Annotated in this window: 26 protein-coding genes; 11 read left to right on the forward strand and 15 right to left on the reverse strand. The window is 54.7% G+C overall.

Features of this window, described 5'->3' with window-relative positions; all coding sequences use genetic code 11:
- Nucleotides 1-11: 11 nt before the first annotated feature.
- Nucleotides 12-1,619 carry a sensor domain-containing diguanylate cyclase gene (locus KVT38_RS08760; RefSeq protein ID WP_217593319.1) on the reverse strand — a complete coding sequence of 536 codons (1,608 nt, stop codon included), beginning with the start codon at nt 1,617-1,619 and terminating at the stop codon, nt 12-14.
- Nucleotides 1,620-1,818: 199 nt separating this feature from the next.
- The gene (locus tag KVT38_RS08765) at nt 1,819-2,895 is read right to left on the reverse strand and encodes a Gfo/Idh/MocA family protein (RefSeq protein WP_217593320.1); all 1,077 of its coding nucleotides are present in this window, start codon (nt 2,893-2,895) and stop codon (nt 1,819-1,821) included.
- 207 nt (nt 2,896-3,102) lie between these two features.
- On the opposite strand from KVT38_RS08765, the gene KVT38_RS35530 reads away from it, so the two are divergent.
- Nucleotides 3,103-3,855 (forward strand): GNAT family N-acetyltransferase, encoded by a 753-nt coding sequence (locus KVT38_RS35530; protein ID WP_217593321.1) that lies wholly within the window; start codon nt 3,103-3,105, stop codon nt 3,853-3,855.
- 80 nt (nt 3,856-3,935) lie between these two features.
- Here the strand turns inward: KVT38_RS35530 and folE are convergent, their stop codons facing one another.
- The 5 genes from folE to KVT38_RS08795 form a co-directional block, all read right to left on the reverse strand.
- Complete coding sequence (gene folE / locus KVT38_RS08775; protein ID WP_217593322.1) at nt 3,936-4,529, reverse strand: GTP cyclohydrolase I FolE; 594 nt, start codon at nt 4,527-4,529, stop codon at nt 3,936-3,938.
- A gap of 59 nt (nt 4,530-4,588) precedes the next feature.
- Nucleotides 4,589-4,819, reverse strand: a complete 231-nt coding sequence (locus KVT38_RS08780; RefSeq protein WP_217593323.1) for a YneF family protein — start codon at nt 4,817-4,819, stop codon at nt 4,589-4,591.
- Between the two features lie 158 nt (nt 4,820-4,977).
- Nucleotides 4,978-5,997 (reverse strand): HD-GYP domain-containing protein, encoded by a 1,020-nt coding sequence (locus tag KVT38_RS08785; RefSeq protein WP_217593324.1) that lies wholly within the window; start codon nt 5,995-5,997, stop codon nt 4,978-4,980.
- Between the two features lie 170 nt (nt 5,998-6,167).
- Nucleotides 6,168-8,264, reverse strand: a complete 2,097-nt coding sequence (locus KVT38_RS08790; protein ID WP_217593325.1) for an S-layer homology domain-containing protein — start codon at nt 8,262-8,264, stop codon at nt 6,168-6,170.
- Between the two features lie 17 nt (nt 8,265-8,281).
- Nucleotides 8,282-8,893 carry a hypothetical protein gene (locus KVT38_RS08795; protein ID WP_217593326.1) on the reverse strand — a complete coding sequence of 204 codons (612 nt, stop codon included), beginning with the start codon at nt 8,891-8,893 and terminating at the stop codon, nt 8,282-8,284.
- Nucleotides 8,894-9,108: 215 nt separating this feature from the next.
- Here KVT38_RS08795 and KVT38_RS08800 point away from each other — a divergent pair, with 215 nt between their 5' ends.
- Nucleotides 9,109-11,163, forward strand: a complete 2,055-nt coding sequence (locus KVT38_RS08800; protein ID WP_217593328.1) for a helix-turn-helix transcriptional regulator — start codon at nt 9,109-9,111, stop codon at nt 11,161-11,163.
- Between the two features lie 142 nt (nt 11,164-11,305).
- On the opposite strand, the gene queG is transcribed toward KVT38_RS08800, so the two are convergent.
- From queG to KVT38_RS08815, 3 genes are all read right to left on the reverse strand, one after another.
- Nucleotides 11,306-12,445 (reverse strand): tRNA epoxyqueuosine(34) reductase QueG, encoded by a 1,140-nt coding sequence (gene queG, locus KVT38_RS08805; protein ID WP_217593364.1) that lies wholly within the window; start codon nt 12,443-12,445, stop codon nt 11,306-11,308.
- 88 nt (nt 12,446-12,533) lie between these two features.
- Complete coding sequence (gene lepB / locus KVT38_RS08810; protein WP_217593329.1) at nt 12,534-13,118, reverse strand: signal peptidase I; 585 nt, start codon at nt 13,116-13,118, stop codon at nt 12,534-12,536.
- Entirely contained in the window at nt 13,115-13,711 is a 597-nt protein-coding gene (locus KVT38_RS08815; RefSeq protein WP_217593330.1) for a DUF402 domain-containing protein, read from the reverse strand. The genes lepB and KVT38_RS08815 overlap by 4 nt, the downstream gene beginning before the upstream one ends.
- A gap of 249 nt (nt 13,712-13,960) precedes the next feature.
- On the opposite strand from KVT38_RS08815, the gene KVT38_RS08820 reads away from it, so the two are divergent.
- Complete coding sequence (locus KVT38_RS08820) at nt 13,961-14,287, forward strand: helix-turn-helix domain-containing protein (protein WP_217593332.1); 327 nt, start codon at nt 13,961-13,963, stop codon at nt 14,285-14,287.
- 938 nt (nt 14,288-15,225) lie between these two features.
- Nucleotides 15,226-15,762, forward strand: a complete 537-nt coding sequence (locus KVT38_RS08825; protein ID WP_254639093.1) for an Ltp family lipoprotein — start codon at nt 15,226-15,228, stop codon at nt 15,760-15,762.
- A gap of 176 nt (nt 15,763-15,938) precedes the next feature.
- Here KVT38_RS08825 and KVT38_RS08830 read toward each other — a convergent pair whose 3' ends face one another.
- Nucleotides 15,939-16,466 carry a hypothetical protein gene (locus tag KVT38_RS08830; RefSeq protein ID WP_217593333.1) on the reverse strand — a complete coding sequence of 176 codons (528 nt, stop codon included), beginning with the start codon at nt 16,464-16,466 and terminating at the stop codon, nt 15,939-15,941.
- A 566-nt stretch (nt 16,467-17,032) separates the two neighbouring features.
- Here KVT38_RS08830 and KVT38_RS08835 point away from each other — a divergent pair.
- Nucleotides 17,033-17,464: a hypothetical protein gene (locus KVT38_RS08835; protein ID WP_217593335.1), complete on the forward strand. Its 432-nt coding sequence runs from the start codon at nt 17,033-17,035 to the stop codon at nt 17,462-17,464.
- A gap of 284 nt (nt 17,465-17,748) precedes the next feature.
- Here the strand turns inward: KVT38_RS08835 and KVT38_RS08840 are convergent, their stop codons facing one another.
- Complete coding sequence (locus KVT38_RS08840) at nt 17,749-18,087, reverse strand: helix-turn-helix domain-containing protein (RefSeq protein WP_217593336.1); 339 nt, start codon at nt 18,085-18,087, stop codon at nt 17,749-17,751.
- Nucleotides 18,088-18,123: 36 nt separating this feature from the next.
- Nucleotides 18,124-18,246 (reverse strand): DUF771 domain-containing protein, encoded by a 123-nt coding sequence (locus KVT38_RS08845; protein ID WP_306795303.1) that lies wholly within the window; start codon nt 18,244-18,246, stop codon nt 18,124-18,126.
- 145 nt (nt 18,247-18,391) lie between these two features.
- Here KVT38_RS08845 and KVT38_RS08850 point away from each other — a divergent pair, with 145 nt between their 5' ends.
- Together KVT38_RS08850 and KVT38_RS08855 are read left to right on the forward strand one after the other, a co-directional pair.
- Nucleotides 18,392-18,823 carry an HTH domain-containing protein gene (locus tag KVT38_RS08850; protein ID WP_217593337.1) on the forward strand — a complete coding sequence of 144 codons (432 nt, stop codon included), beginning with the start codon at nt 18,392-18,394 and terminating at the stop codon, nt 18,821-18,823.
- 59 nt (nt 18,824-18,882) lie between these two features.
- Nucleotides 18,883-19,161: an IS3 family transposase gene (locus KVT38_RS08855; RefSeq protein ID WP_217593338.1), complete on the forward strand. Its 279-nt coding sequence runs from the start codon at nt 18,883-18,885 to the stop codon at nt 19,159-19,161.
- A 519-nt stretch (nt 19,162-19,680) separates the two neighbouring features.
- Here KVT38_RS08855 and KVT38_RS08860 read toward each other — a convergent pair.
- Nucleotides 19,681-20,052, reverse strand: coding sequence for an ATP-dependent DNA ligase (locus tag KVT38_RS08860; protein ID WP_217593366.1), 372 nt, complete (start codon nt 20,050-20,052; stop codon nt 19,681-19,683).
- A gap of 231 nt (nt 20,053-20,283) precedes the next feature.
- Between KVT38_RS08860 and KVT38_RS08865 the strand changes: the two genes are divergently transcribed.
- The 4 genes from KVT38_RS08865 (at nt 20,284) to KVT38_RS08880 (ending at nt 22,968) form a co-directional block, all read left to right on the forward strand.
- Nucleotides 20,284-20,817: a hypothetical protein gene (locus tag KVT38_RS08865; RefSeq protein ID WP_217593339.1), complete on the forward strand. Its 534-nt coding sequence runs from the start codon at nt 20,284-20,286 to the stop codon at nt 20,815-20,817.
- A gap of 185 nt (nt 20,818-21,002) precedes the next feature.
- Nucleotides 21,003-21,470, forward strand: coding sequence for a hypothetical protein (locus tag KVT38_RS08870; RefSeq protein ID WP_217593340.1), 468 nt, complete (start codon nt 21,003-21,005; stop codon nt 21,468-21,470).
- A gap of 138 nt (nt 21,471-21,608) precedes the next feature.
- Complete coding sequence (locus KVT38_RS08875; RefSeq protein WP_217593341.1) at nt 21,609-22,160, forward strand: hypothetical protein; 552 nt, start codon at nt 21,609-21,611, stop codon at nt 22,158-22,160.
- A gap of 127 nt (nt 22,161-22,287) precedes the next feature.
- Complete coding sequence (locus KVT38_RS08880; RefSeq protein ID WP_217593342.1) at nt 22,288-22,968, forward strand: SOS response-associated peptidase; 681 nt, start codon at nt 22,288-22,290, stop codon at nt 22,966-22,968.
- Between the two features lie 519 nt (nt 22,969-23,487).
- Here KVT38_RS08880 and KVT38_RS08885 read toward each other — a convergent pair.
- Complete coding sequence (locus tag KVT38_RS08885) at nt 23,488-24,006, reverse strand: hypothetical protein (RefSeq protein WP_217593343.1); 519 nt, start codon at nt 24,004-24,006, stop codon at nt 23,488-23,490.
- Nucleotides 24,007-24,013 lie beyond the last annotated feature (7 nt).

A 24,013-nucleotide genomic window follows, 5' to 3' on the forward strand; every position in this document is an offset into this window, starting at 1 on the left:
GTTTTATCGATTTAGTCCTCTTGGTAATCCCCCATGTATACCACCGTCCGGTTCCGCCCCTCCTCCTTGGCCCGGTACAGCGCCAGGTCCGCGCAGTGCACGACCTCGGCCGCGCTCGCGGCGTCCTGCGGATAGACGGCAATTCCGAGCGACAGCGTGACGGGCCTGCCGATCGGCGACTCCTCCTCCATCAGGCCGATGCGAACGCTTTCGGCAAGCTGAAAGGCGAGCTCCTTGTCTCCGAATGGAAGCAGCAGAACGAACTCTTCGCCGCCGTATCGGCACGCATAATCGCTGTCCCGCCTGTCCGCGTTAAGCCGTGCCGCCAGGAAGCGCAGCACCTCGTCCCCTTTGAGATGGCCGATCGTGTCGTTGACGGACTTGAAGCGGTCCAGGTCCATCAGGATGACGGCGTACGGCATCTGCTGACGCTCCCACGACGCAAGCAGCGAATCGAAAAACCGCCTGTTGTGCAATCCCGTAAGCGCGTCCGTATGCGCTTCGAGAGAAAGAGCTTCGGTCCGGTCGCCCATCACGCGGAAGGCGTCGATGACCGCACGGTTCAACTCGTTGGCCTCGTAGATGAGATGATGCCGCATTCGAAGAACGGGGACATTTTCTCTCTCCGTCTCTCCCTTATTGAGAAGGGAAGCATATACCGCCAGCCGGCGGAGCGGAAAGGCGAGCCGGTGCGAGACGCCGATCACCAGCAGCGCGAGCAGCAGGATAAAAGGCATGGACACGAGCGCCATGCGGACCACGTTGCCTCTGACGCTTTCCGTCACCGTTGCGGTTGGGGTCTGGGAGATAATCCCCCACTGCGTGGACGGTACAATGGCATATCCCGCAAGCATAGGAACACCTTTTGTGTTGACGATCTTCATGTGGCCGCCTTTGCCTGCCATAATCTCGGCGACCGCCTGATTCGATGCGACGTTGTCCCCGATCCGGCTCTTGTCCGGATGATAAATGATATTGCCCCGATGATCGACGACGTAGTAATAGGAACCGTTCAGATTCGATTCATGCTTGCCGAGAATCTTCTGCAGCACATTGTCTTCATGCAGGTAGATCGTGCCGCAGATAAACCCGCGATACGTACCGTCCCTGTTGAAGATCGGCTGGCTGACGAGCACGATCAACCGGTTGGTGACGGCCACGTAAGGCTCGGACACGAGCGGCTTGCGTTCGGTCAGCGCCTGCTTGGCGGCGGACGACTTCAGTATCTGCCCGACGAGGTCTCCGTTGTCCGGCGATACGGCGGTGACCTTGCCGTTCTCGTCCGCAAGCGCCAGCGAGTTGAAAAAGGACGTGCTTCCCCTGACGAGATCCAGCCAGGCGCTTGCCTGCGCGCCCCTATTGGCCTCGTTCGCGAAGTGGGCGCTCGCCGAGTTCAACGACTGCGTCATGGAGTCGAAAATCGTATCGACGGCTACGCTCAGTTCGTTGGCCGTGATCTGGTTCAGCTCAAGCGTATTGGTGGACAGCGAATTTTTCTGCGCCTCGAAGCCTACGATCGTGTTCAGCGCTGCTGTCAGTGTGACGGACAGTACGACGACGGCGGTGAAGATCACGGAGAGATGGATCCCCTTGCCTCGCCGAAACCTTAATCTATGCATGGACGTTCTCCAGTCTTTGAAATGGCGGAACGCGTCTATTCAGCAGCTTTCGACAACAATCCAACGAACCGTATTCTATCACACATTGCAAGATCAATATAGTTAAAGTAAAAACAACCATGGACGGAAGCCGGCGGCTTCCGTCCATGGTTGTTGCGGTTGTGCAGAGTGTGCGTTCATGCCGCGCATAAACGGCGTGTTAAAGCGACCAGTCCAGCTTGACTTCGCCGCCGCTGCGGGAAGATTCGTAGATTGCGTCGATGATCAGGTTGCTGCGCAGCCCGGTCTCGGCCGACGTGATCGGCGTCGCGCCGGTGAGCACGCAGTCGATGAAATGGCGGCTCAGCTTGACGCGTGCGCCTTCGTCCTCGATCGGAGCGATAAGCGGGATATCGACGGGCTGATCGAAGCGCTCGGTGAGGAATTTGCCTTCGTTGCCCTTCAGGAATGCGCCGCCCTCCGAACCCATCAGATGGACGAACGGCGTGCTGTCGGTATCCATATGGACCGCCCAGCTGACCTCGAGCGTCAGCGACGAGCCGTCCTCCATCTTAATGATGGCGGTCGCCAGGTCCTCGACGTCGTAGATGCCGTTCCAGTCCGGCTTGCCCCAGCTGCCGATGCCCTTCTTGCGCGGGCCGAACTCGGCATACGTCGAGCCGTATACCGACACGGGCTTCGGTTCGCCCATCAGGTAAAAGGCGAGATCGAGCATATGGACGCCGATGTCGATTAGCGGTCCGCCGCCGGATTGGCCGTGCTGCGTAAACCAGGTGCCCCAGCCCGGGATGCCCTTGCGCCGGTACCAGCCGGTCTTCGCCGTATAGATGCGTCCCAGTTCGCCGCGGTCGATCTGCGATTTGACGAGCTGCGGGAGCCACTCCCAGCGCATCTGGTGTGCAACCATGACGGTTTTGCCGCTCTTCTGCTGCGCGCGCACGATATCTTTTGCCGCCGCCGAATCGAGACCCATCGGCTTCTCGACCAGCACGTGCTTGCCGTGCTCAAGCGCGCTGATCGTGAGCGATGCGTGGCTCTGGTTCGGTACGGCCACGATGACCGCGTCAATGTCGAGCCGCTCGATGAGCGCCTGCGGCGTCGGCGCGACCGATTCGATGCCGTACTGCTGGGCCCTGGCTTCCGCCAGCGGCAAATACGTATCCGTAATCGCGACGATCTCGCACAGCTCGGCCAGCTTGCCGAACTCCTGAAGATGAACGTTGCCGATGTTGCCCGCGCCGATCAGACCGATGCGGACTTTATTCGAATTTCCCATAACAGCCTCCAATGGATTGCTTTATTAAAATTCTCGCGATACCGCTATCATAGCCCAATTCCTCAAGACCGACGATGAGCGATTTAGCTCAGTTTTTATCCGCGTTAGGCTTCGCCTTGCCGTATCCTATATTTGTTTGCATATTTATAAATAAGTATGTATATTTATTCTTACCGACTTTTACTTTCAGGGGAGGGAGCGTTCACCGTGCGCCATGACATCCGCGTCGTCGAGACCAAAGCGCTGAACGCCTGGCCTGCCTTGCAGCAAACGGCGCATGACGGTTGGCTGCTCAGGCAATCGAAGGGGTACACGAAGCGCTCCAATTCCGTGCAGCCGCTGCGGACCGATCCCGGCGCCGATCTTCGCGCGATGGTCGGCTATTGCGAGGATACGTATCATCGCGCGGGCTTGCCGACGATATTCAAGATTACGCCGCTGTGCGAGTCTTGCGGCCTCGACGGCCGCCTGGACGAATACGGCTACGCAGCGGTCGACCGCTCGCAGTTGCTGGTACGCTCGCTGGACGATATGCAAGCTGCGCCTCCTTTGGAAGATCTCAGCATCGACACCGGCTTCACGGAAGCGTGGATGTCGGCCGCCGCCGTGCTTTTGTCGCTCAAGCCGGAGCAGCGCGAGACCGCTTCGGCCCTGCTGACGGACAGCCCGCTCCGCAGAGCTTTTTTCCTCCACCGCTCGGGGTACGATCCCGTAGCGATCGGGATCGGCGTCGTCGACGACGGTTACCTGGGCCTGTTCGATATCGCCACGTCTCCCGCCTATCGAAGCCGCGGAATCGGCGAGCGTCTCGTCGGGCACATCCTGCGATGGGGGCAGTCGCGAGGCGCTCACACGAGCTACCTTCAGGTCGTGGACGGCAACCTGCCCGCGCAGCGGCTGTACGCCAAGCTGGGATACGAGAAGCTGTACGACTATTGGTATCGCGTGCGCTGGCCTTAACCCGCGCCGGCGCTTGGCGGTTGCAAAGAAGAAGCCGCGTTACCGGCCGCGGACGGCGGCCGGCAACGCGGCTTCCTTTATTATTCCTTAACCAAAGAGAGAAATTCGGAGCGAAGCGCGGAGCTGCCCCGGAACTGTCCCCTTACCGCCGAAGTGACGGTCTTGCTCCCGTACTTTTTCACGCCGCGCGCGCACATGCACAGATGCTCGCCCTCGACGACAACCATGACGCCGTTCGGCTTCAACACATCGTCTAAAATGTCGGCGATCTGCGAAGTGATGCGCTCCTGCACCTGCAGCCTTCGCGTGACGGCTTCGACGAGCCGAGCCAGCTTGCTGAGCCCCGCGATCTTGCCGCTCGGGATATAGCCGATATGGGCCTTCCCGAAAAACGGCGCCATATGATGCTCGCACTGGCTGTAATACACGATATCCTTCACGATGACGAGCTCCTCGTGCTGCTCGTCGAACGTGACGCCGAGCGCGTCCCGCGGATCGATCGCATAGCCGCCGAAAATCTCTTCGTACATGCGCGTGACGCGGGCCGGCGTGTCCAGCAAACCTTCGCGCTCCACGTCTTCGCCGATCAGCTTGAGAATCTCGCGGACATGGTACTCCACCTGTTCGCGGTTGCGCGTAACGTTCGTATTCAGATAGTCCTTAAGACCGGCCATCGTACGCCCTTCTTTCATCCTTAGCGTCGCCGCAGGCATCCCTGCGCGCCGCTTGTCGATTATCTGCGGGGTTTAGCGTTTTGATTCTGGTTTTTCATCATTTGCTGCGCCTTCTGAAGCTGCTGCTTGTTCATATTGTAACCCATCTGCTTGGCCATCTTGGCCAGCATGTCCGGATTGTTCTGCATCTTCGTCATCTGGCTGCGCAGATAGAATACGCCGCCGAGGAAGCCCAGCACAAGTCCGACGATCAACGTCAGAATCGGGATCAGAATATTCCAAAAGCTCATCTGCCATACCTCCAAATTGTACGCATGAATGCGTGTATGCGATCCGCGCGAAAAAGCGGGACAGCCAGCCTATAATATCATGCGCCCAGCCGGCGAATCAACCCGTTCGCGGGACGCGAGCCGCAACGCGGAGCCTATGCCGTAGGCCACGCGCCAGGTCAGTTGATGACCGCGTCGATGAACAGCGTCGGCAGCCTCGCCAGATCCAGCTCGCGCGCGGCGGACGACTCGCCCTCCCGCGCGATGACGCGTACGATCGGCCTGCCGGGCAGCCCTCTGTGCTGCGCCACGACGATGCCGATCAGCCGGTTGGAGAGCCTGACCGAGACGCCGTTCGGGTAGACGGACACGATCTTCAGGAACTCGATGAGAATCTCGCGGTCGAGCGCCGTGTCTGAGAGCGCGTGGAGCCGCTCGATCGCTTCGTGCGGCTGCAGGGGCGCATGCTCGGACGTGCCGTATACGAGATTGTCGTACATATTCGCGACGGCGGTGATCTTGGCGTACGCGTGGATCTCCTCGCCGGATATGCCGCGAGGCTGGCCGCTGCCGTCCGGCGCCTCGTGGTGCTGAAAAGCGACGTGGGCGGTCAGCAGGCTGTATTCTCGCTTCAGCTTAAGCAGCTCGAAGCCCCGCCAGGCGTGGTGCGACCGCCCTTCCTCCGGCCCCGTCGCCCCCAGCTTGCCGATATCGTGCAGCAACGCCCCCATCGCGAGCTCCTTCAGCTGAAGCATGTTGAATCCCATGTTGACGCCGACCATCGTCGCCATCATGCAGACGTTCATGCTGTGCATGTACAGGGCGTTGTCCGCAGTGCGAATGTCCGCCAGCTGGACAAGCACGTTCTGATTGCGCAGCACGTCGTCCATCAATTGATCGACGGACATGCTGATCGCTCTCGCGCTGAATTCTTTGCCGGAGCGCAGCGCATTAAAAGTCGCGGACATTTGCGAGATGACCGCCTGCTTGGTCTGCTCCGACAGGACATCGTCCACCTGGACTTGCTGCGCGCCGTGTTCCGATATATAGACCATCGGCACCCCGAGCCTGCGGAGCGTGCTGATCATGAATACGGTCAGCTGTACGCCCGCCGACAGAAGCACCGTGCCGTTTTCCGAAAAGAGCGTCCTGCCGAGCAGCTGTCCCGGCTCGAGGTTATCGATGTCAACCAGCTTCATATCCCATGCTCTCCCGTGGATGCGCCTGACTAATAGGCTGGATTTTCTTCCTATATGAATATATTAGCCGTCGGCCCTCAGGTTTAGCAAATTAAAGATTCGCCTGCAAAGGCATATTAGCAAAAAAAGAGAAAATGCGGGATGCATTTTCTCCGGATAAACGATTGGATTTACTTCCGCTTCATGGCGTCCAGCATACGTACGATCCAGACCGCCGCCTCGGCCCGCGTGGCGAGCGCGCCCGGGGCGAAGTCGCCGTCCGTCCTGCCGCCAACGACGATGATGCCGTTTTTCTCGGCGGCGGACACTGCGCCTCTGGCCCAGGCCGGGATGTCGGCGTCGTCCTCGTATGCGGTCGCCGGCTCCGCCGCCGGGGGCAGGCCTGAGGCCTTAAACGTCATTGCCGCCATCTCCGCGTGGGTGATGTTGGCGGCAGGACGGAACGTCCCGTCCGGATAACCGCCGACGATGCCCAGCTCGACGCTTTGCGAGATCGCCGCGAGCGCCCAGCCCGGTATCCGGCTTCGATCCTTGAACGCGGGCGTCCGGCCTTCGGTCCCGGATTTCAAGGCGTTCATGAGCATGACGGCGAACTCCGCCCTCGTGACGCTGCCCTCGGGACGGAAGGTTCCGTCGGGATAACCCTTCGCGATTTCCATGGCAAAAGCGCGCTTGATGTCTCCGCCAGCCCAATGATCCTTCGTGTCGGAGAACGAAGGATGCTGCGACGGTCCCGCACCCGAACCCGCGCTTGAACCGCTGCCTGGGCTTGAGCCCGAGCCCGATCCGTTGCCGCCGGTCTCGCCGCCGATCCCCGCCGTCACCGTCACTTCGCAATCTGCGATCAGACCGCCGTCCTCGCTGCGGGCCGCGACGATCGCCGTTCCCGGCGATACGCCCTTGACGTTCCCTTCGCCGTCCACCGCGGCAATCGCCGCATTGCTGCTCGTCCATGCGACCTTCTTGTTTGTCGCGTTGACCGGCGAGACGACCGCGGACAGACGCGTCGCGCCCCCGGCCGCCAAGGACAGCTTCGTCTTGTTCAAGACGATGCCTGCCGCCTTGATCCGCAGCGCGTAGATGCCCAGCTTGACGCTCTGCGTGGCGACCGCATACACCGTGCCGTCCGGCCCCACGCCCGGGGAGACGACGCCGTTCGGCGAGCCTGCGTCGTACCGCCACAGGACATGCCCGTCCGCAGGATCGAACGCGCTCGCGCGCCCGTCATCGGCCAGCATGTACGCCGTGCCGTCGCTGCCGACGGCGATGCCGGCCGAGGCAGCCGAGACGGCCGTCTTCCATTTCTCCTTGCCGTCCGACGAGACGGCATATAGCGCCGGGTCCGCAGCCGCGGCATACAGCGTTCCGTCGGCCGCGGCCGCGAGCGAGATGGGATCGCCGCCGAGCGCAAACCGCCACCGCAGCGAGCCTGCCGGGGTGACCGCGTGCACCTTGCGATCATCCGTCGCCATATAGACCGTACCGTCGGGTCCGACCGCAGGTCCCGCCTTGATCGTTCGAGTCGCCCGGTATACCCAGCTTGTGCGGCCGTCCGGCGCGACGGCGGCGAGCGTATCGCCGCTCCCGACGACATAAACGGTCCCGTCCGCGGCGACCGCGATCCGGGCCGTGCCGGCGAATAGCGCGTTCAGCCGCCACTTTTCCGCGCCGTCCTCCGGCCAAATGGCGCGAAGCGACCCATCTTCTCCGGCAGCGTACACCGTGCCGTCGGCGCCCAAAACGGGCTTCGCTTTGTAGGCGCCCCGCCCCGCGGAAGACCACTTGCGCTTGCCGTCCGCGCCGACGGCTACGATCTCGCCCCCGCCGCCCCCGATTCCAACGCTCGCATAGAGCGTCCCGTCCGGCGCTGCGGCGACAGGACCGATCAGCGGCGCCGGCAGGTCCGCGCTCCACTTCGGCTTGCCGTCGTATCCGAACGCGACCGCTTTGCCGATTGCGTCGCCGAAGATGGACACCGCGTTGTACGCCAGGTAAACCGTGCCGTCGGCTGCCGCTGTCGCCGGACCGCTCGGGTCGGCGATCGAGTTGCCGTCCGACGTCCAGGACCAGACCAGACTGACGTCTGCCGCCTTGGCCGGCGTAATGACGATGTCCGGGATGACGACGCCGGGGAGCTCGATTGGCCCGACCGGCTTAACGATCGTGCCGGTCGGAACGGCCGCGGCGGCCTCCCCTTCGATCCCTGCGGATACGGCGAGGCAAACGACCAGTCCCAGCAAGCCTTTTTGTCGCCAGCGCAAGTTCATCTGCCCGTCGGCCTCCTCTACATATTAGCCGTTATATCGATGCTGATCTGCACCTGTCTGACTTGCGTCGGATCCTCCGGATTTTTGAAAATGCTAATCGTCAGCTGCCCGGCCATGCCGATCGCTTCTCCCAATGCCTCGCTCGTATAGGTGATCGTCTGTATCTTGGATTCAGGATTCTCCTCGTCCTTCGTCTGAACCGCATCTGCGGGCAAAAACGGCTTGATAAACGCCAGCGCGTCGTCCGGGCTCGCCTTCTCCTTGCGGTCCACGTACGCATTGTAAATGTTGAACGCGCGGCCCTGATCCTCCGTCACCTTGAGCTTTCCGTCCATATAACTCACGATGATGCCGTCGTCCTGCCGAATGCCTGCGCCAAACTTGTCGTCGAAGTATCGAAGCTCGCCGCCCACGACCGCTTTTTGCATGACCGAAGCGTCCCCTGCGGGCTCTCCGCCCTCGCTGCTTTGGCTCTCCGGGACGGCGGTTTGCGATGGGGCTATCGACCCGCTTACCGAAGCGGACGGATGCGATGCGCCCCCTTCGCCGTTCCCGCCGCAAGCCGCGAGCAGGCAAGCCAGCGCAAACGCCGGCACGACGGCGAACGGCCGTTTTCTTTTTCGAATCATGATGCACCCCGTTTCCGTTTATGTGAATTCAATCGAAACTACATTAGCATGTCGCGCCGGCAAGCGAATACGACCCGAAGGGAGTAAAAAAGAAGTATATTACGTTAGTCGCGGCTTTCGGATAGGAAAAAAGGCTTTTGTCTAATCCGTATCCAATTGATAGGATATTTGTAAAACGCATTCCATTCGAAGTCGGGACGGTGAACCCGCGCCTCATGTCTCATTTTCATTCAAACGCAAGCCACGGCATCGAGATCGACAGACTGGAGCAGCATTACTTGGTCGGCCGCGAAGCGGAGAAGGCCGCCTATCTCTCCTGGATCGCGGATCCGGCGCAGCGCCGGAAGATTCTGAACCTGTTCGGGACGGGCGGCGTCGGCAAAAGCTACCTGCTGAACGAGTTCCGCAGGCTGGCGGAGGGCGCCGGCGCGCGGTTCGTGTCGATGGACTGCCGCTCGCTGCGAACGCCGGAGGACTTTTGCCTCCTGCTGCTGCGGCGGCTACGGTACCGGACGGAGACGATCGAACGGGACGCCGATGCGGACCGGCTGACCGCCGTCTGCTTAGACGCGCTGGCCGAAGTCGCCGAATCGCACAAAACCGTGCTCGCGCTCGATACGTTCGAGGATGCAGGAGAGCTCGAGCACTGGCTGCGGGAAGCGTTCCTGTCGCGCCTGGCCCCAGGCGTGCTCGCGGTCTTGTCCGGCAGATCGCCGCTGGGCGGGCCGTGGATGGCCTCGCCCGCATGGCGGCAATGGATCCACCGGCTCCCGCTGTCCGACTTGGACTTCGATGCGGTCAGGCTGTACGCCGAACGATCAGGCGTGACGAACGTCGCCGACCAGCGGGCCGTCTGGCAGAAGACGAAGGGGCACCCGCTCACGATGTCGCTGCTGGTGGCGACGATGATGGCGCATTCGCCCGGCAGGCAGACGGCATCGGAGGACGGCGCCGTATTCGGCCGCGTCGCCGCAGCCTGGCTGAGGGAAGTGCCGGAGCCCGCGATGAAGGAGCTCGTCGAAGCGGCGGCCGTGCTGCGGGTGTTTAACCAGGAGATCGTCGGCTACGTGCTGGACAGGGAGATTGGAGCGGACGAATTCCGCAGGCTGGCCGAATACTCGTTCGTCCAACGCATCGACCGCGGCTGGCTGCTGCACGACCTGCTGCGCGAGGCGATCGCCGAAGATTTGCGGTCGCGCGTGCCTCAGCGGTACGAAGAGCTATGGAAGCGATGCGTGCTGTATTACTATCGCAAGCTCAAGAGCACGGCGCGAAAAAAAACGATGTCTTGGGAAAACGCGGAGTGGTTTTATTATATCGGCAACCAGTTGATCCATGCCCTGTTCTACCAGCAGTCGGTCACGCACCGAATGGAGCCGCTGTCGCCTGCCAACTGGGAGGAGGCGCTGCGCTACGTGGAGCAGCGGTACGCCACCGTGCGCGAATATCCGGTTCGGCGCGTCGACCCCGTCTCGGGGCAGTCGTTCGACTATTTGTACACGGTGCAGGACAGCCTGTTCGGCCTGAAGCACATCCATCTGGATTCGCTCTATGCGCTCGATCCGGGCAGCGTGAAGCTGGCGCGCGATCTCGACGGCACCGTTTGCGGGCTTTTCGTCTTCATTGCCATCAACGAGCGGACGCTCGATTATCTAAAAAGCGAGCCCCTGTCCGCCGCCTACTTTTCCAGTCTGGACGAAACCAGGCTGAACGAGCTGCGCGTGCCCGCCCACCAGCGCGCGGGCTACTTCGTCAAGACGCTCGACGTCTACGATCCGTCCGACGGCGCGATGATGCAGGCCGCGGGCATCGCCTTCATCACCCACATGCTCTCCGCCGGATTCGTCGTGGCGGCGCCTCCGCCCCATCCGCTGCCGAGGGACATCTTCTTGAGCTTCGGCGCAGAGATTCCGGACGTCGTCCATTACGATTACGACGAACGGATCGCGACGCCGTATTACGTCCTGGACACGCGCGGGCCCAAGCTGCAGGACTATTTGAACCGGACGATCGCGGCTATCGGCCTCGTTGACGAGACCGAGATCGAGACGGGGCCTGCAGCGGCGCCGGGGCCGCATCTCACGAGCCGCGAACGGGACGTGGCGGACCTGGTCGCCGAAGGGCGTGCCAACGCCGAGAACGCGGCGCGGCTGTTCATCAGCGAGACGACCGTCAAAAAGCACGTCGCGCACATATTCAAAAAACTGAACGTGAAAAGCAGGGCGCAGCTGATCGGCTTATATGCGGGACGCGCGAGGGTTGGACGTTAGCTCGAAGGGTATGGCGGGCGGCAATGGCAAAGACCGCAGTCGGCGGGCAGGTTGCCCACTGTCTGCGGTCTATAGTTGCGGTCCGTTTCGTTATCCTGAATCGACGAGAAGATACGCATCTCGAACGACTTTTTCACACTCCTCAGTCGCCCGCGCGTCTGCCCCGCTTAGGCGCCGGCGCCGCAAGCTCGGCCAGGGCGCGGCTCGCCGCCGCGCGGACGCGCTCGTCCGCGTCGGCTTCGGCTGCCTCCGCTAGGGCAGCCTGCGCGATGTCTCCGCGGATGCGGCCGAGCGCCCAGGCCGCCGTCGCGCGCAGCTCAAAGCGCGGATCCTCGCGCAGCACACGGGCGACATCGCCCGCGGACGCCTCGTCGCGGAAGTTGCCGAGCCCGATCAGCGCATTGCGCTGGATCGGCTTGCGGCCGCGCCAGGCGGCGCTGCTCGCGCCGAACGTCTCCTTGAACTCGCGGTTGCCCATCTGCAGCAGCGGGCGAAGCAGCGGCTTGGCTATCTCCGGGTCCGGCAGCGTCTCGGCCTGATGCCGCGAATCGATGCCCCGGTTGATCGGGCATACGATCTGGCAGGTGTCGCAGCCGTACAGCCGATTGCCCATTTTGACCATCGCTTCTTCGTCCAGCAGACCTTTGCTCTGGGTCAAGTAGGAAATGCACTTCTGCGCGTTCAACTGCCCCGGACCGACCAGCGCGCCCGTCGGACAGGCATCGATGCAGATCGTGCAGTCCCCGCACTGATCCAGAAGCGGCGCGTCCGGCGGCAACGGCAAATTCGTGATCATCTCGCCAAGGTATATCCACGAGCCGAGTTCGTCGTTCATGATCATGCAGTTTTTGCCGCTCCAGCCGATCCCGGCACGCTCGGCGACCGCCCGGTCGGAGAGTGCGCCCGTGTCGACCATGGACAGCCACCTGAGCTCCGGCACCCGCTCCGCCAGCCATTCGGCAAGCCGTTCGAGCCGCCTGCCGAGCACGCGGTGATAATCCTCGCCCCATGCCGAACGCGACAAAATGCCGCGGCGAGCCCCCGGCTCGGACACGGGCGGATTTTTTAGCTTCGACGGATAAGCGACCGCAATCGCCACGATCGAGCGGGGCTCCTCGAACAACAGGGATGGCTGCGTCCGCTTGTCCAGGTCCGGCTCCTCGAAGCCCGACTCGTAGCCGAGCGCCCGATGCGCGGCGAGCCTCTCCCGCAGCTCCGGGAAAGGCTCGGCCGATGTCACGCCGACCCGGTCGATGCCAAGCGACTTCGCCGCCGCGAGCATATCCCTTTTCAACGACGACCAATAGGCGGGGCTGCGGCTCGGCGCCGCGATGCCCTCTTTATTCAACGTCAGGTCTCCCTCCTCGTTGCTACAGCCGCTTCCAGCGCACGATCGGCCACATGATGAATTCCGTCCGCCCGAGCAGCAGCGACTTCGGCACTTCCCCGAACGTACGGCTGTCCTTGCTCGCGCCGAGACGGCGATTGTCTCCCATAATGAAGTATTTCCCGTCTTCAACCTTGATCGGTCCGAAGTCCCCGTCCTCGATCGGACTATCGGTATAAGGCTCGACCCGAAGCTCGCCGTTCACGTACAGCTGTCCGCCTTTGCCCTCGACCGTATCGCCGGGCATGCCGATGATGCGTTTGACGAGAAACTTCTTCTTGTCCGGACCGTCGCTCGGATCCTTGAGGATCACGACGTCGCCTGCCTTCGGCTGGCCGAGCTCATAGGCGACCTTGTTGACGAACAGCCATTCGTGCTCGTACAACGTCGGCTCCATCGACTCTCCCTTGACCGTCGACAGCCTGAATACGAAAGCCCACAGCAGGATGACGATCGTAAAAGCGATGCCCAGGGCGCGCAGCCACTCCCAAAGCTCGCGTCGCCAGACGGATTCGGGCTTGACCGAGCGGGATCTGCCGGGCTGGGGAATGCCGGATGTCTGCTTCATGGATACGACTCATTCTCCTTCGCCTGGGGGCTGTCTCTCCACTCGCGATAATAGCGTCTGGCTTCCTCGTCGCCGAACGGCTGTCCGAACGTCGCCACACGCTCGTGCAGCGCGCGCAGCCCATCTTCCACCTGTCCGCGAACGGATGCGCTGTATCGATATTCTTCCTTATGCTTGTCGTATTCGTCCCGGTCCAGGTCGAGCACCGATCCGCCAGGCAGAAGCACGACGTCCAGGTCGTAGTCGATATAGGTCAGCACATTGTTGTAACGATAGGGCGGAGACGCCACGTTGCAATAATAACGCACGCCCCGGTCCTCCAGCAGCGCCACCACGTTAAACCATTCGCCCGGCAGAAAAAAAGAAACGGCCGGCACCCGGCTGATCCATTCTTTGCCGTCGGCTTCGCGAATCGGCGTATGATCGTTCACGTATACCATGATGCTCGCGTCCCGATGCGCGGGATGGAGCCTGTCCTCCGGAACTTTCCAGTTCTCGAGCCACATGCGGTGGAGCGAGCCGTTGTGCTTAAAGCTCTTGATCGTACAGCTCTCGTATATAGATGTAGATATTAAGCCGCCGATGCGCTCCATGCCAAGCCCCCTGCCGTAGAACCATTTAAGATAATATAAGAATAGTCTTTGTCGCTTTTTTCATTATACCCGATTATCAGGAGTCGCATAAACTAAAGGATATTCCGAATGCCCGTTATTCCTTTATCCTAATTTACGACCGTTTACGTGCCTTTAGCAACAATTTTTTGCAACAAGTTTGCGACAAGCGTCAGGCGGGATCTACTGTTACACTCGATCAGAACTTAGTATGGATCGAGGTACTATATTATGAAGTCATCAAGCGAAAAGGTTCAGTATGCAAGGTCAGCGATTTATACTTTGCTCGGGCTTCTTGAGCCGGAAGAGGCGAATGCTGTATTAAATCATCTCAATGAGCGTTTTGGTCGATCACTTCTGATCAAGCAAGACCTACCGAGGGTATTTACTTGCGAAGAACTTGCAAAGAGATGGAGGCTTCATGCCAATACAGTCCGCTTGCTGGCAGCAAATGACAGTAGGCTTGGAGCGTTCAAACAAGGACGAAGATGGCTCGTCAGACAGGATTCTTTAGATGCCTATGAACAAGCAAAAACTGCGAAGAAGATTAAACGCTAAAGAAGAGCCCTAGCAGCTATTCGCCGGGGCTTCTCTTTTTATAACCCTTCGAAAGGTCCGGATACTTAACCTCGATCGGCAATCGTGGAATCTGTATCTTTATAATCAGGTCCGAGTAGTCCTCTATCCTCTCTGTCATGTATGCGCGTAATGTAGCTCTCTCGATCTCGTACAGTCCGCGTCGGCCGGCTATAGAATATGTAAAGATTAACTTTAGCCAGGAGCGTTCCGGCTTATCCTTGACCCAAATACGGAGTTCCTTAAGTCTACCGAGCGAGCGCTCGATTTCTCCTTGTAGGAAGCTACCTACAAGCTTTGTGATAGCTCTCGTGTACCAGTCGCCTCCTCATGCTGCTTACGGGCTAACTCCATAAGTGTCATGATCTCAACATGATCCTGGATGAGCTGAATGTCTTCTGCTTGTGCACTCATGAGATATCACACCCCTGAATCGGCAGCGGCCGACATGAAAGAATGCGACAGCATGCAGGCTGCGCGGCGCGTGCTTTGTCAGGTCGTAGGCCGATACCGTGTTGTCGATCACGCCAACTACTTTCATGGATCGTTGCGTGAATTTTCCCTGCTGGTCTTCGTAGATCATCACGACGGATTGGCCAATTTATTTATTGAGGTTCATGGCGGGCCTCCTTAACTATGTGAATGGTACCGGGGCAACCTTCTTTCCAGTCCTCGAGTCCATTCTTTCGTAGTGATCACATTCAAGACTGCTTGTCGTGTCTTACCCATGTTCGCCTCGATTCGCCGTAACGAGAACATTTGCTCTCATTTTAACAGGAAGCATACGTTTTGCATACTCAAATAAGAACGTGCATTCTTATAAACTCTTTCTAAATATTTTGTAATCCAGGACTCGTCAAATTTCGCCACATATTGTAACATTGGGAAGTGAAGTTATTCCTACAATTGGGGGATTTGGATTGAAAAAAGTAATTATCACTAGCGCGATGGCTGCTTTACTTCTCGCGGGATGCTCGGCGGAAAATGGTGCTGCTCCGGAGAGCGAATCACCCCCTGCTAGTACCGCCCCAGCTAGTTCAGCTCCTGCAAGCTCGGCAGAGCCAACCAAGACTGCAGAACCAACCAAGTCGGCAGAACCAACAAAGGCTGTTGCAGCGAAAACGGAGGCGCCGAAAGCTACAGAAAAGAGTGTGCCTAGAGAATATAAGGCCGCATTAAAATCGGCGGAATCTTATGCGGAGATTATGCATATGTCAAAGGCGGACATTTTCGAGCAATTGACCTCTGAATATGGAGGTAAATTCCCGAAAGAAGCTGCTCAATACGCTATTGACACCATTGTTTGGGATTGGAAAGAAAATGCACTGCAAACGGCTAAATCATATGCAGAGACAATGAATATGTCGGATTCAGAAATTTACGACCAGTTGATTTCAGAATACGGAGCAAAATTTACCAAAGAGGAAGCGCAATACGCGATAGACCATTTAGAATAGTATTACGATGACAATGCCCGGAGCTGGTGCTTCGGGTTTTATTTTGGTTGCAAAATCCCCCTTTTTTGACTATTGGTTGCCACTGGATAATCTATTCATATCGATGTCAAGCAAACGCCGATTTTATAGCGAATATGTAAAGTAAAAAGCCGAGTCCGAAGACCCAGCTAAAAATTTTAGAATGGTTGAGAATTATTAATAACTACAGTGGAATTGTTCATTATTTGTCCATTCGTCGTTCTTGTCGCCCTCATCTCTGCTGAAGCAATAAATCTACCATATTCACTGTCGACGACAATTTTGCCCCAAGCCGGTCTTTTGGTACAAGGTAATGCTTGACCAAATCCATAGCTTTGATTGTAAGACGCTGTTTTCTGACCGTTTAAGGTAAAGCTTGTGCCAGCAACAAAATTGGTCGTGTACCCAGCTGTGTCCGGAATGTTTAATCCTACATCTGTTAATGAAGTTCCATCTGCAGAGTAAAGGAATACACTTACGTTAGAGGCATCCGATCCGCCATTCACATTTGTCAGATTGAACATAAAGCTGGCAAATCGGTCAGTGGAATTACATGCAGTATTACTTTGAATTGAGAAATATACAACACGGCTCGCATCTGCAGATACCGGAACCGCCGAAACTACAGAAGTCAATGCTACGACTCCGGCTGCGATCAATCCTGTTTTCTTCAACCATTGTTTCATAAGTCCATCCCCTTTCAATATTGGCTTCATCATATCCAACATTTAGGGGAAGAAACAGACTGACATTCGACAAATATTTACAATAAACTGGAGAGTTACATTACTTTTCAGGATATATGCAAGTAGTGCTGCGACCGAAAGTTGAGGGCTCTGGAAGGACTTGCTTGAGGGATCAGACAGCAGTAACTTGAGGGAATGGTCGCCGAGCGTGCAAAAAGCCAGTATGTCGGGCGCCAGGATCCGCGCTGGATCAAGATCATTATTTACGAATATGCCGAATTATCAATCGCTGGATATCGTCGCGACAAATTTGGATTGCTTGCTCACTATGAAGGGCCCCGGCCCGGATCTAAAACTTCGGTAATTGACGAGCCTCTTTCAATTGAAGTAAGCTCTTTTTGTAATTGGTGGAAATATTATAAAGGGGGTTGAGTAGAATTGGAGGATACTGAAAAGGCAATATTGCAAGTATTATATGATGAGAGACGCAATAGCCCTATGACTGTAAGTCAAATAAATATGAATATTGCCAAAAGAAATGGGATCTCCATAAAGATCCCTGAAGTTTGAAAGATCTAAAATATAAAAAGTTGATTCGAAGTCAAAGAAAGCCTGCTTTTAAAGCAAAAGAAAAAGGCCAGTTTAGCACTCCTACACAAGATATTTATCAAATAGATATTCCGGGTGTTGAGACCGTAGAGAACGGTTTTTCTCCTCTCGCCTCTGAAAAAAAATCCGCTGAACAGTATGTAATAAATATATTTGGAAATGTAACTAACATTGAACAAAGTGTTTACCAGTACATAGAGGAAATGAATATAAATAATAGCCAGAAAACCGAATTAAAAACTGTTTTTCAGCAGCTTCAAGAAGAAGCCAAAAAAGAGCAAATTCAAAAAAGTAAGGTCAAGGAATTATTGAAGACAATAATCGATAAGGGTTCATCAAAATTATTAGATGCAGCTATTGGTGCCATAGTAAAAGAGATTTTATATTAATACAGACAGGGGGACTTTTCCTTTTTAAGAAAAACTCCTGATTGTAACGCAAAACTTAGAATACCAAGTTCACCGTGTAAACTGATTTTTGTGTTCCATTCTTCTGTCTTCAAGCCACTTTAGGTAATCTTCTTTACGCACTCGGCAAGAGCGCCCGAATTGATAACTCGGGATCTCGCCAGCAGCCGGACTTTTCCGGAAGAGGATATAAATCGTTTGAGCAGAACATCCCTGATGCTAGGCGATCATTGGCGCAGTTAAAACATCAGGTAATTCATCGACCGTCATAATCGTATCTCTTCCTTTCTTAATCGATCCTCAAACTCCAATAAATCAGCTCTTCTCACCCTTCGCGACTTTCCGATTTTGTATGAGCTGAGTTCGCCGCTCTTAATTAAGTGAAATGCTCTTGTACGGCCAATACCAAGGTAATGGGACACTTGTTCCATCGTTAATGTTGGTTGGAGTCCGTTTTTCGGTTCGTTCTTTGATGCTGCGGATCCTGATTCTACAGCTGTCCTTTTTAATTTCTCTAACTCCTCTTTCTTAATAAGCACGTAATCCGCTGAAATATTAATCGTAAGCTGCAGATGAGCCGTCCCAGTCACTTCAAGTTCCTTCATCTTGCCACCTTTCTCTGTCCGCTGTACGGACTGAACTTACGGACTAAATATCTGAACGAATCTCTGGTCCAAGAATTCCGCCATCTTATTCGCCTGGAATGACCATGGTCGCCCTTTGGATTGCGGATAAAAGACAAAACCTCCTTGGGCAACATCCAAGGTGCTTCGAAATAAAGTATATTTGACTTGATCCAGTCATCCTTACGTCTGAACTGTGACCCGTAAGAAGGACACATTGAAAAAAGTGACTATCTTACGGGTCATTTATGTTTTAATCAGGTCAAAGGTAGGGAGCGGAGAGATCATGGGGAATATGAATCGCACGTTGTTTACGGAAGAGAACATGAAGAGGTTGGAAGGCAATCCAAACGTTCATCACGTATCAGAGACCAATATCACGTATACACCTTCGTTTAAAGTGGCGGCGGTGCTTGCTTATCAAACAGGTCAAACACCAGCGGAAATCTTTATTAAAGCAGGATTCGACCTTGACCTCATCGGCCATAACAAGCCTAAGCACAGCTTAAAGCGTTGGCGTGAGACCTATGCCAAATACGGTGAAGCAGGTCTCCTGGCAGAGCGAAGAGGTAAAGGCAGCACCGGCAGACGGCCAGCTGGAGCGTTGTCGGCAGAAGAAGCGCTCGCACGTGCCAACGCACGCATTAAGCTGTTGGAAGCCGAGGTGGATTTCCTAAAAAAGCTCGAAGCGCTCGAGCGGCAGAAAGAGAACGGCTAACGCCCTCTGAGCGCTACGAAATCATTTATCATACGATTCGCCAGCACGGTCTTAGGCGGATGACGCGCTACTTGTGCCATCAAGCGGCGGTCAGTACCAGCGGCTATTACAGATGGCTGAAAGCGGAGGAGCACCGCCAAAGGCGGGCAGCGGCAGATGCGTGTGACTTGCAGCTCATCAAACAGCACTTTGAAGCCAGGCGAGGCAAAATAGGTGCCTTGGTCATTAAAATGCGTCTGGAGAGGATCGACGGGGTCATTATGAATCTCAAGAAGATTAGACGGCTCATGCGTAAATTTCATTTGGTCGCCACCATACGTCAAGCGAATCCCTACTGAAAGATGGCCAGAGCGACGCAAGAGCACAAGACCTGCCCTAATCTTCTCAAACGTCAGTTTGATCAGGGGGAGCCCGAAAAAGTACTTCTGACCGATATTACCTACCTGCGTTATGGAAACGGTCAGTGGGCCTATCTGTCCTGTGTGAAGGATGGTGCAACCCGTCAGATCTTGGCGGAGTACGTGAGCTCGACGCTCGAGCTCTCCCTCGTTGAACGGACGTTAGATCGCTTGCTGGAGCGCCTGTCTCTAGCGACGGCGCGGAACCTTCTTATGAGTTACCGGCGCAAACTCGATTATCCCGGCCGGGCGCCCTTTGTAGTGGGCGAGCCAGCCGAATTCGCACCGGCGATACCCGGCGATCGCCACTTCGGCATATTCGTAATTGATGATCTTGATCCAGCGCGGATCCCAGCGCCCAACGTACGGGCTACTAGCGCGCTTTACGACGATGCCCTCAAGCTTTTGCTGCCGGATCACTGTGAAAAGATCTGTGCCCGATCCCTCCCTCTACGCTCATCAAGCGTTCGGTTGCAGCACTTCCTGCAGCAGCTGCTCCAGCCTGGCAAGTGGCCATGACCGCACATCCTCGCCTTTGTATCTCAATATATCGAACACGAAGTAATGCACCGGCAATGACGCCGCGGCTTCGCTTATTTTGCGTTCTTGCCGGAGCTGAAATCGCTCCATGATCGCCTCAAAATCGACGGCCGCCGGGTCCACTCGGGCAACCTCGCCGTCGAGGATCGCGTCTAAGACGTCTGCAAGCGGCACGTCGTGGAGTTCTGGATACTGGGGAGTACAAAGCGTCTGGTGCCTTGTGTAAAGCGTAGGACGGCCGTCCGTCACCGAGAGGATAAGCCGATGCCCATCAATCTTCGGCTCAAACAGGTATCTTGGATCATCGAAAGTTCTTCACGTTTCTGAAGCAACATTGGAGGGAGGAACATCTTGCCGGCCGCCTTTCTTGGATGTTCCTTGAATTGTAGCAAAGGGGAACAGCAGTATATCCCGGTAAGTATTGTAACTCTCAAGTGTATTGTAAATATTTGTCGAACATCAGTCTGTTTATTTCCCTAAATCTTGGATATGATGAAGCCATTAATGAAAGGAGATGGACTTATGAAGAAGTGGTTGAAGAAGACTGGATTGATAGCAGCTGGTGTTGTGGCGTTAACCTCCGTAGTGTCGGCGGTTCCTGTGTCGGCAGATGTAAGTAAGGTAGTCTACTTTCCAATTCAGAGCGTCGTATCTTGTAATAGTACATCAACAGCATTCTTTGCATCCGTGTTTAGGATTAATGTCAACAACATAGGTGACTCTGTAGCGAATGCCACATTATATCTATATCAGAAAGACGGAACGCCACTCACAGTTTCAGGAATCGATATTACGCCAGGGGTAGATTTTTCAATTAATCCTCATTCGACTTTGGAGTATTCCGTTAAATTTGGTGCAGATTCCAGTACCCAGCAATATGAAAGCTGCAGTACACATCCAGCATACGGAAAGATAGTGGTCAATTCAAATAGCGGACAACTAATGGCAATTGGAGAGGTAGATTCTTATAAAATGACCTATAGTAGCGCTGGGGTCGGTAACTATTCAACATATTCCAATGCAGAAGTAATCGTGAACAGAGGAGAACCATTTTAATAACAACGCCGGGTCTTCGGACTTGGCTTTTTGGTTAACCCTCAATCGTAATGTAAATATTTGTCGATAAACAGACTTATAGTTCCTTAATTTCCCTTGTATGATATGGGCAATACATACGGGGAGTGGTTGCAATGAAGAAGTGGTTGAAGAAAACCTGATTGATCGCAGCTGGAGTAGTGGCATTGACTTCAGTAATATCGGCGGTTCCAGTATCTGCAGATGCGAGCCGTGTTGTGAATTTTACAATTCAAGGTGGAACGATTTGCTCTGCAACAAATTATACGGCACTTTTCCTGAATATCACCAACCTTGGAGGGGCTCCTGCTTCTTATACGGTATATTTGTACGATGCTAATGGCAATACAGTAAGTCCGCCTGGACTTACAAACTTAGATGATTCATACCGCCCTTCAACAATCAACCCTGCTACATCGACGACTTCACTTGGTAAGTCTACAGAACTCTATCGAGTGGTTTATGGCGGGGGCAACGCGGCATGCAGTTTAAAACCCTATTATGGAAAAATTGTTGTTGAGGATGGTGGGCCGTTGATAGCGACGGGTGAAATAAAGGGAATTATCGCTACCGTAACGCCGAATGTTGTCTGGTCTGATCTGCCAATATCGATTAATAATGGTCAATCATTCTAGTATAACAGTCGGGTCTTCGGACTCGGCTTTTTTTGTTTATAACCCTCAATCGTAATGTAAATATTTGTCGATAAACAGGCTTATAGTTCCTTAAATTTCCTTGTATGATTGGGGCATTACATGCGAGGAGTGGATTTGATGAAAAGGTGGTTAAAGAAAACTGGAATACTGGCGGCAAGTGCCGTTGCATTAACTTCTCTAATTTCTGCGGTCCCTGCGTCCGCGGATGTCAGCAGGGTAGAATATTTTACAATTCAAAATAATACGGCTTGTGATAGCTCTATTAGAATGACAGGAATATACTTCAATATTAACAATATTAGTGGTACTACTGTTCAAGCAACGCTCTACTTGTATAAAAATGACGGTACCCCGTATACCAGCTCGGGAATAACGACTGGCACGGGATACAGCAGCACCATTGTTCCAGGAACCGGTGTAACAATAGCTCCTCATTCAACTCAACAATATGCTGCCGTTTTCGGTGGTCAAACAAATGGAACAACAGTAACCACCTATCTACCCTGCACGGATCGTCCAGCATACGGAAAGATTGTTGTAGAGTCTGAAACTGGATTAATTATGGCTAATGGAGAAATAACCGGATCGGATAAAGTTGACCCCAATAACACCAATAGAAATCTATATAATCATAGGGAAGTCAACATTAATGAAGGAAGGCCGTTCTAAGAATCTCAATATAACAACCGTCTGGCTTCGGCTGGGCGGTTTTTTACTTCCCCAACAACTGGGAATGCTTGATTCCTATTTGTTAGTGTAATATCTCAGTATACCGATACAAGGGGCTGAGAAGAGCATGTGCGGACGCTACACAATACAAACGACTATCGAAGAGCTTATGACGATGTTCGAGTTAGATCGCGTCGGCGACATCCACCTCACGCCAAATTACAACGTCGCTCCGACGCATTCGGTGCCGACTATCATCAACGAGGGCGGCGAGCGGCTGCTCGCTCAGTTTCATTGGGGACTCATTCCGTTTTGGGCCAAAGACAAAAAGATTGGGTTTAAGATGATCAATGCCCGTGCTGAGACTGTCGCATCAAAGCCAGCATATAAGAGCTTGGTCAAACGCCGTCGTGCGATCATACCCGCAGATGGATTTTACGAGTGGCAGAAAACGAAGGAGGGGAAGCAGCCGTATCGCTTCGTTCTCAAGTCCGGCGATCCGTTCGGCTTTGCCGGGCTATGGGATGAATGGGACGGTCCTGACGGTCCCCTACGCAGCTGTACGATCATCACCACGACACCCAATGAGCTCGTCGAGGACGTCCACGATCGCATGCCGGTCATACTGCCCCCGGATGTTATCGGCACCTGGCTAGATCCGGATGAAGATGACGTCGAGAAGCTGCAGGAGTTGCTCGTGCCTTACGATGCGGACAAGATGCGCCGATACCCGGTATCAAAGAACGTCGGGTCGGTCAAGAATACTGGCGCGTCCCTGATCGAAGAAGTGCCGCTGAACAGCAAATAGGGAGACGTATTACATCCCCCTCGGGACGAGAATCGCTTTATTTGCGATTCCGAATGACCTGTACAAGCGCCATGGCTGACAGGAACAAAGCAGCTATATAGCGTTTGATGAAACGAGCTTCGGCGAATGAGCCGGGGCTTTTCATCCGACATAATCACCGAAGGAATCTACAAGCCCGCCTGTCGAAGTATTGGGCGAGATGATGGACGTAGTACGGAATCGATTGAAAACATCCGGCATGAACAAGAGATGTACCCAATGCTGGGAGTCAACAGGTGCCTTTACAACCGGTTAGAAACGGTCTAGCCGCTTGCCTAGAAGCTACAGCTGCCGGTCGTAGGCGCATATACAAAGACCATCACCCACAATAGGAGATGGTACAGATAATGCTCGCCGACAGGAATATTATAAGGGAATAAGAAGGGTTAAGTACTATTGGAAATAACCGCCTGCTTCATTCGGCACTGGGTGGGGGTAAAAGAAAGACCTTGAGGATTGTAGCCCCCAAGGTCATATGCACTATTGTAATTCCATTTTTAATCTGACTATTCTTTCCAACTCATAGGAATAATCACAATCAGAACTAAACGTATCAGTCATGCAGGTAAAAAACTGTTCTGCACCTTGAACTAAAGCTATTAGAAAATCATTTTTAGGTAAGACATAATCTGTAACTTTGCTTCCTTCAATCGAGAATAGCAGTAACTCTTTAGTTGTTGGACGGAGAATAATTTTGACCGGTTGGTCAGGGAAATATACACTTCCCTCTCCTTTTTGAAGTACTTCTTCAATTAAATTCATAATGTACGCCCATAATTGGTCGAGCAAGTCCCAGTACCTCATATCCAACATACTTTCGCCGTAATACTTTAGACAAATTGCCCCGTTAAGATACTGGAAATCAAGATTCTTATAGATTTCTCTTAATCCTGACGAATCAGTGATTTCGACAAAATAGTTCTGAGGATTTTTAACTACATCGCTTAAATCAGTAATTTTAGATTGTGGTTTCATCAAATATGAATCAACTTGAAACATCGTATCA

This window comes from Cohnella sp. GbtcB17 (assembly GCF_019091135.1).
Taxonomy (GTDB): domain Bacteria; phylum Bacillota; class Bacilli; order Paenibacillales; family Paenibacillaceae; genus Cohnella.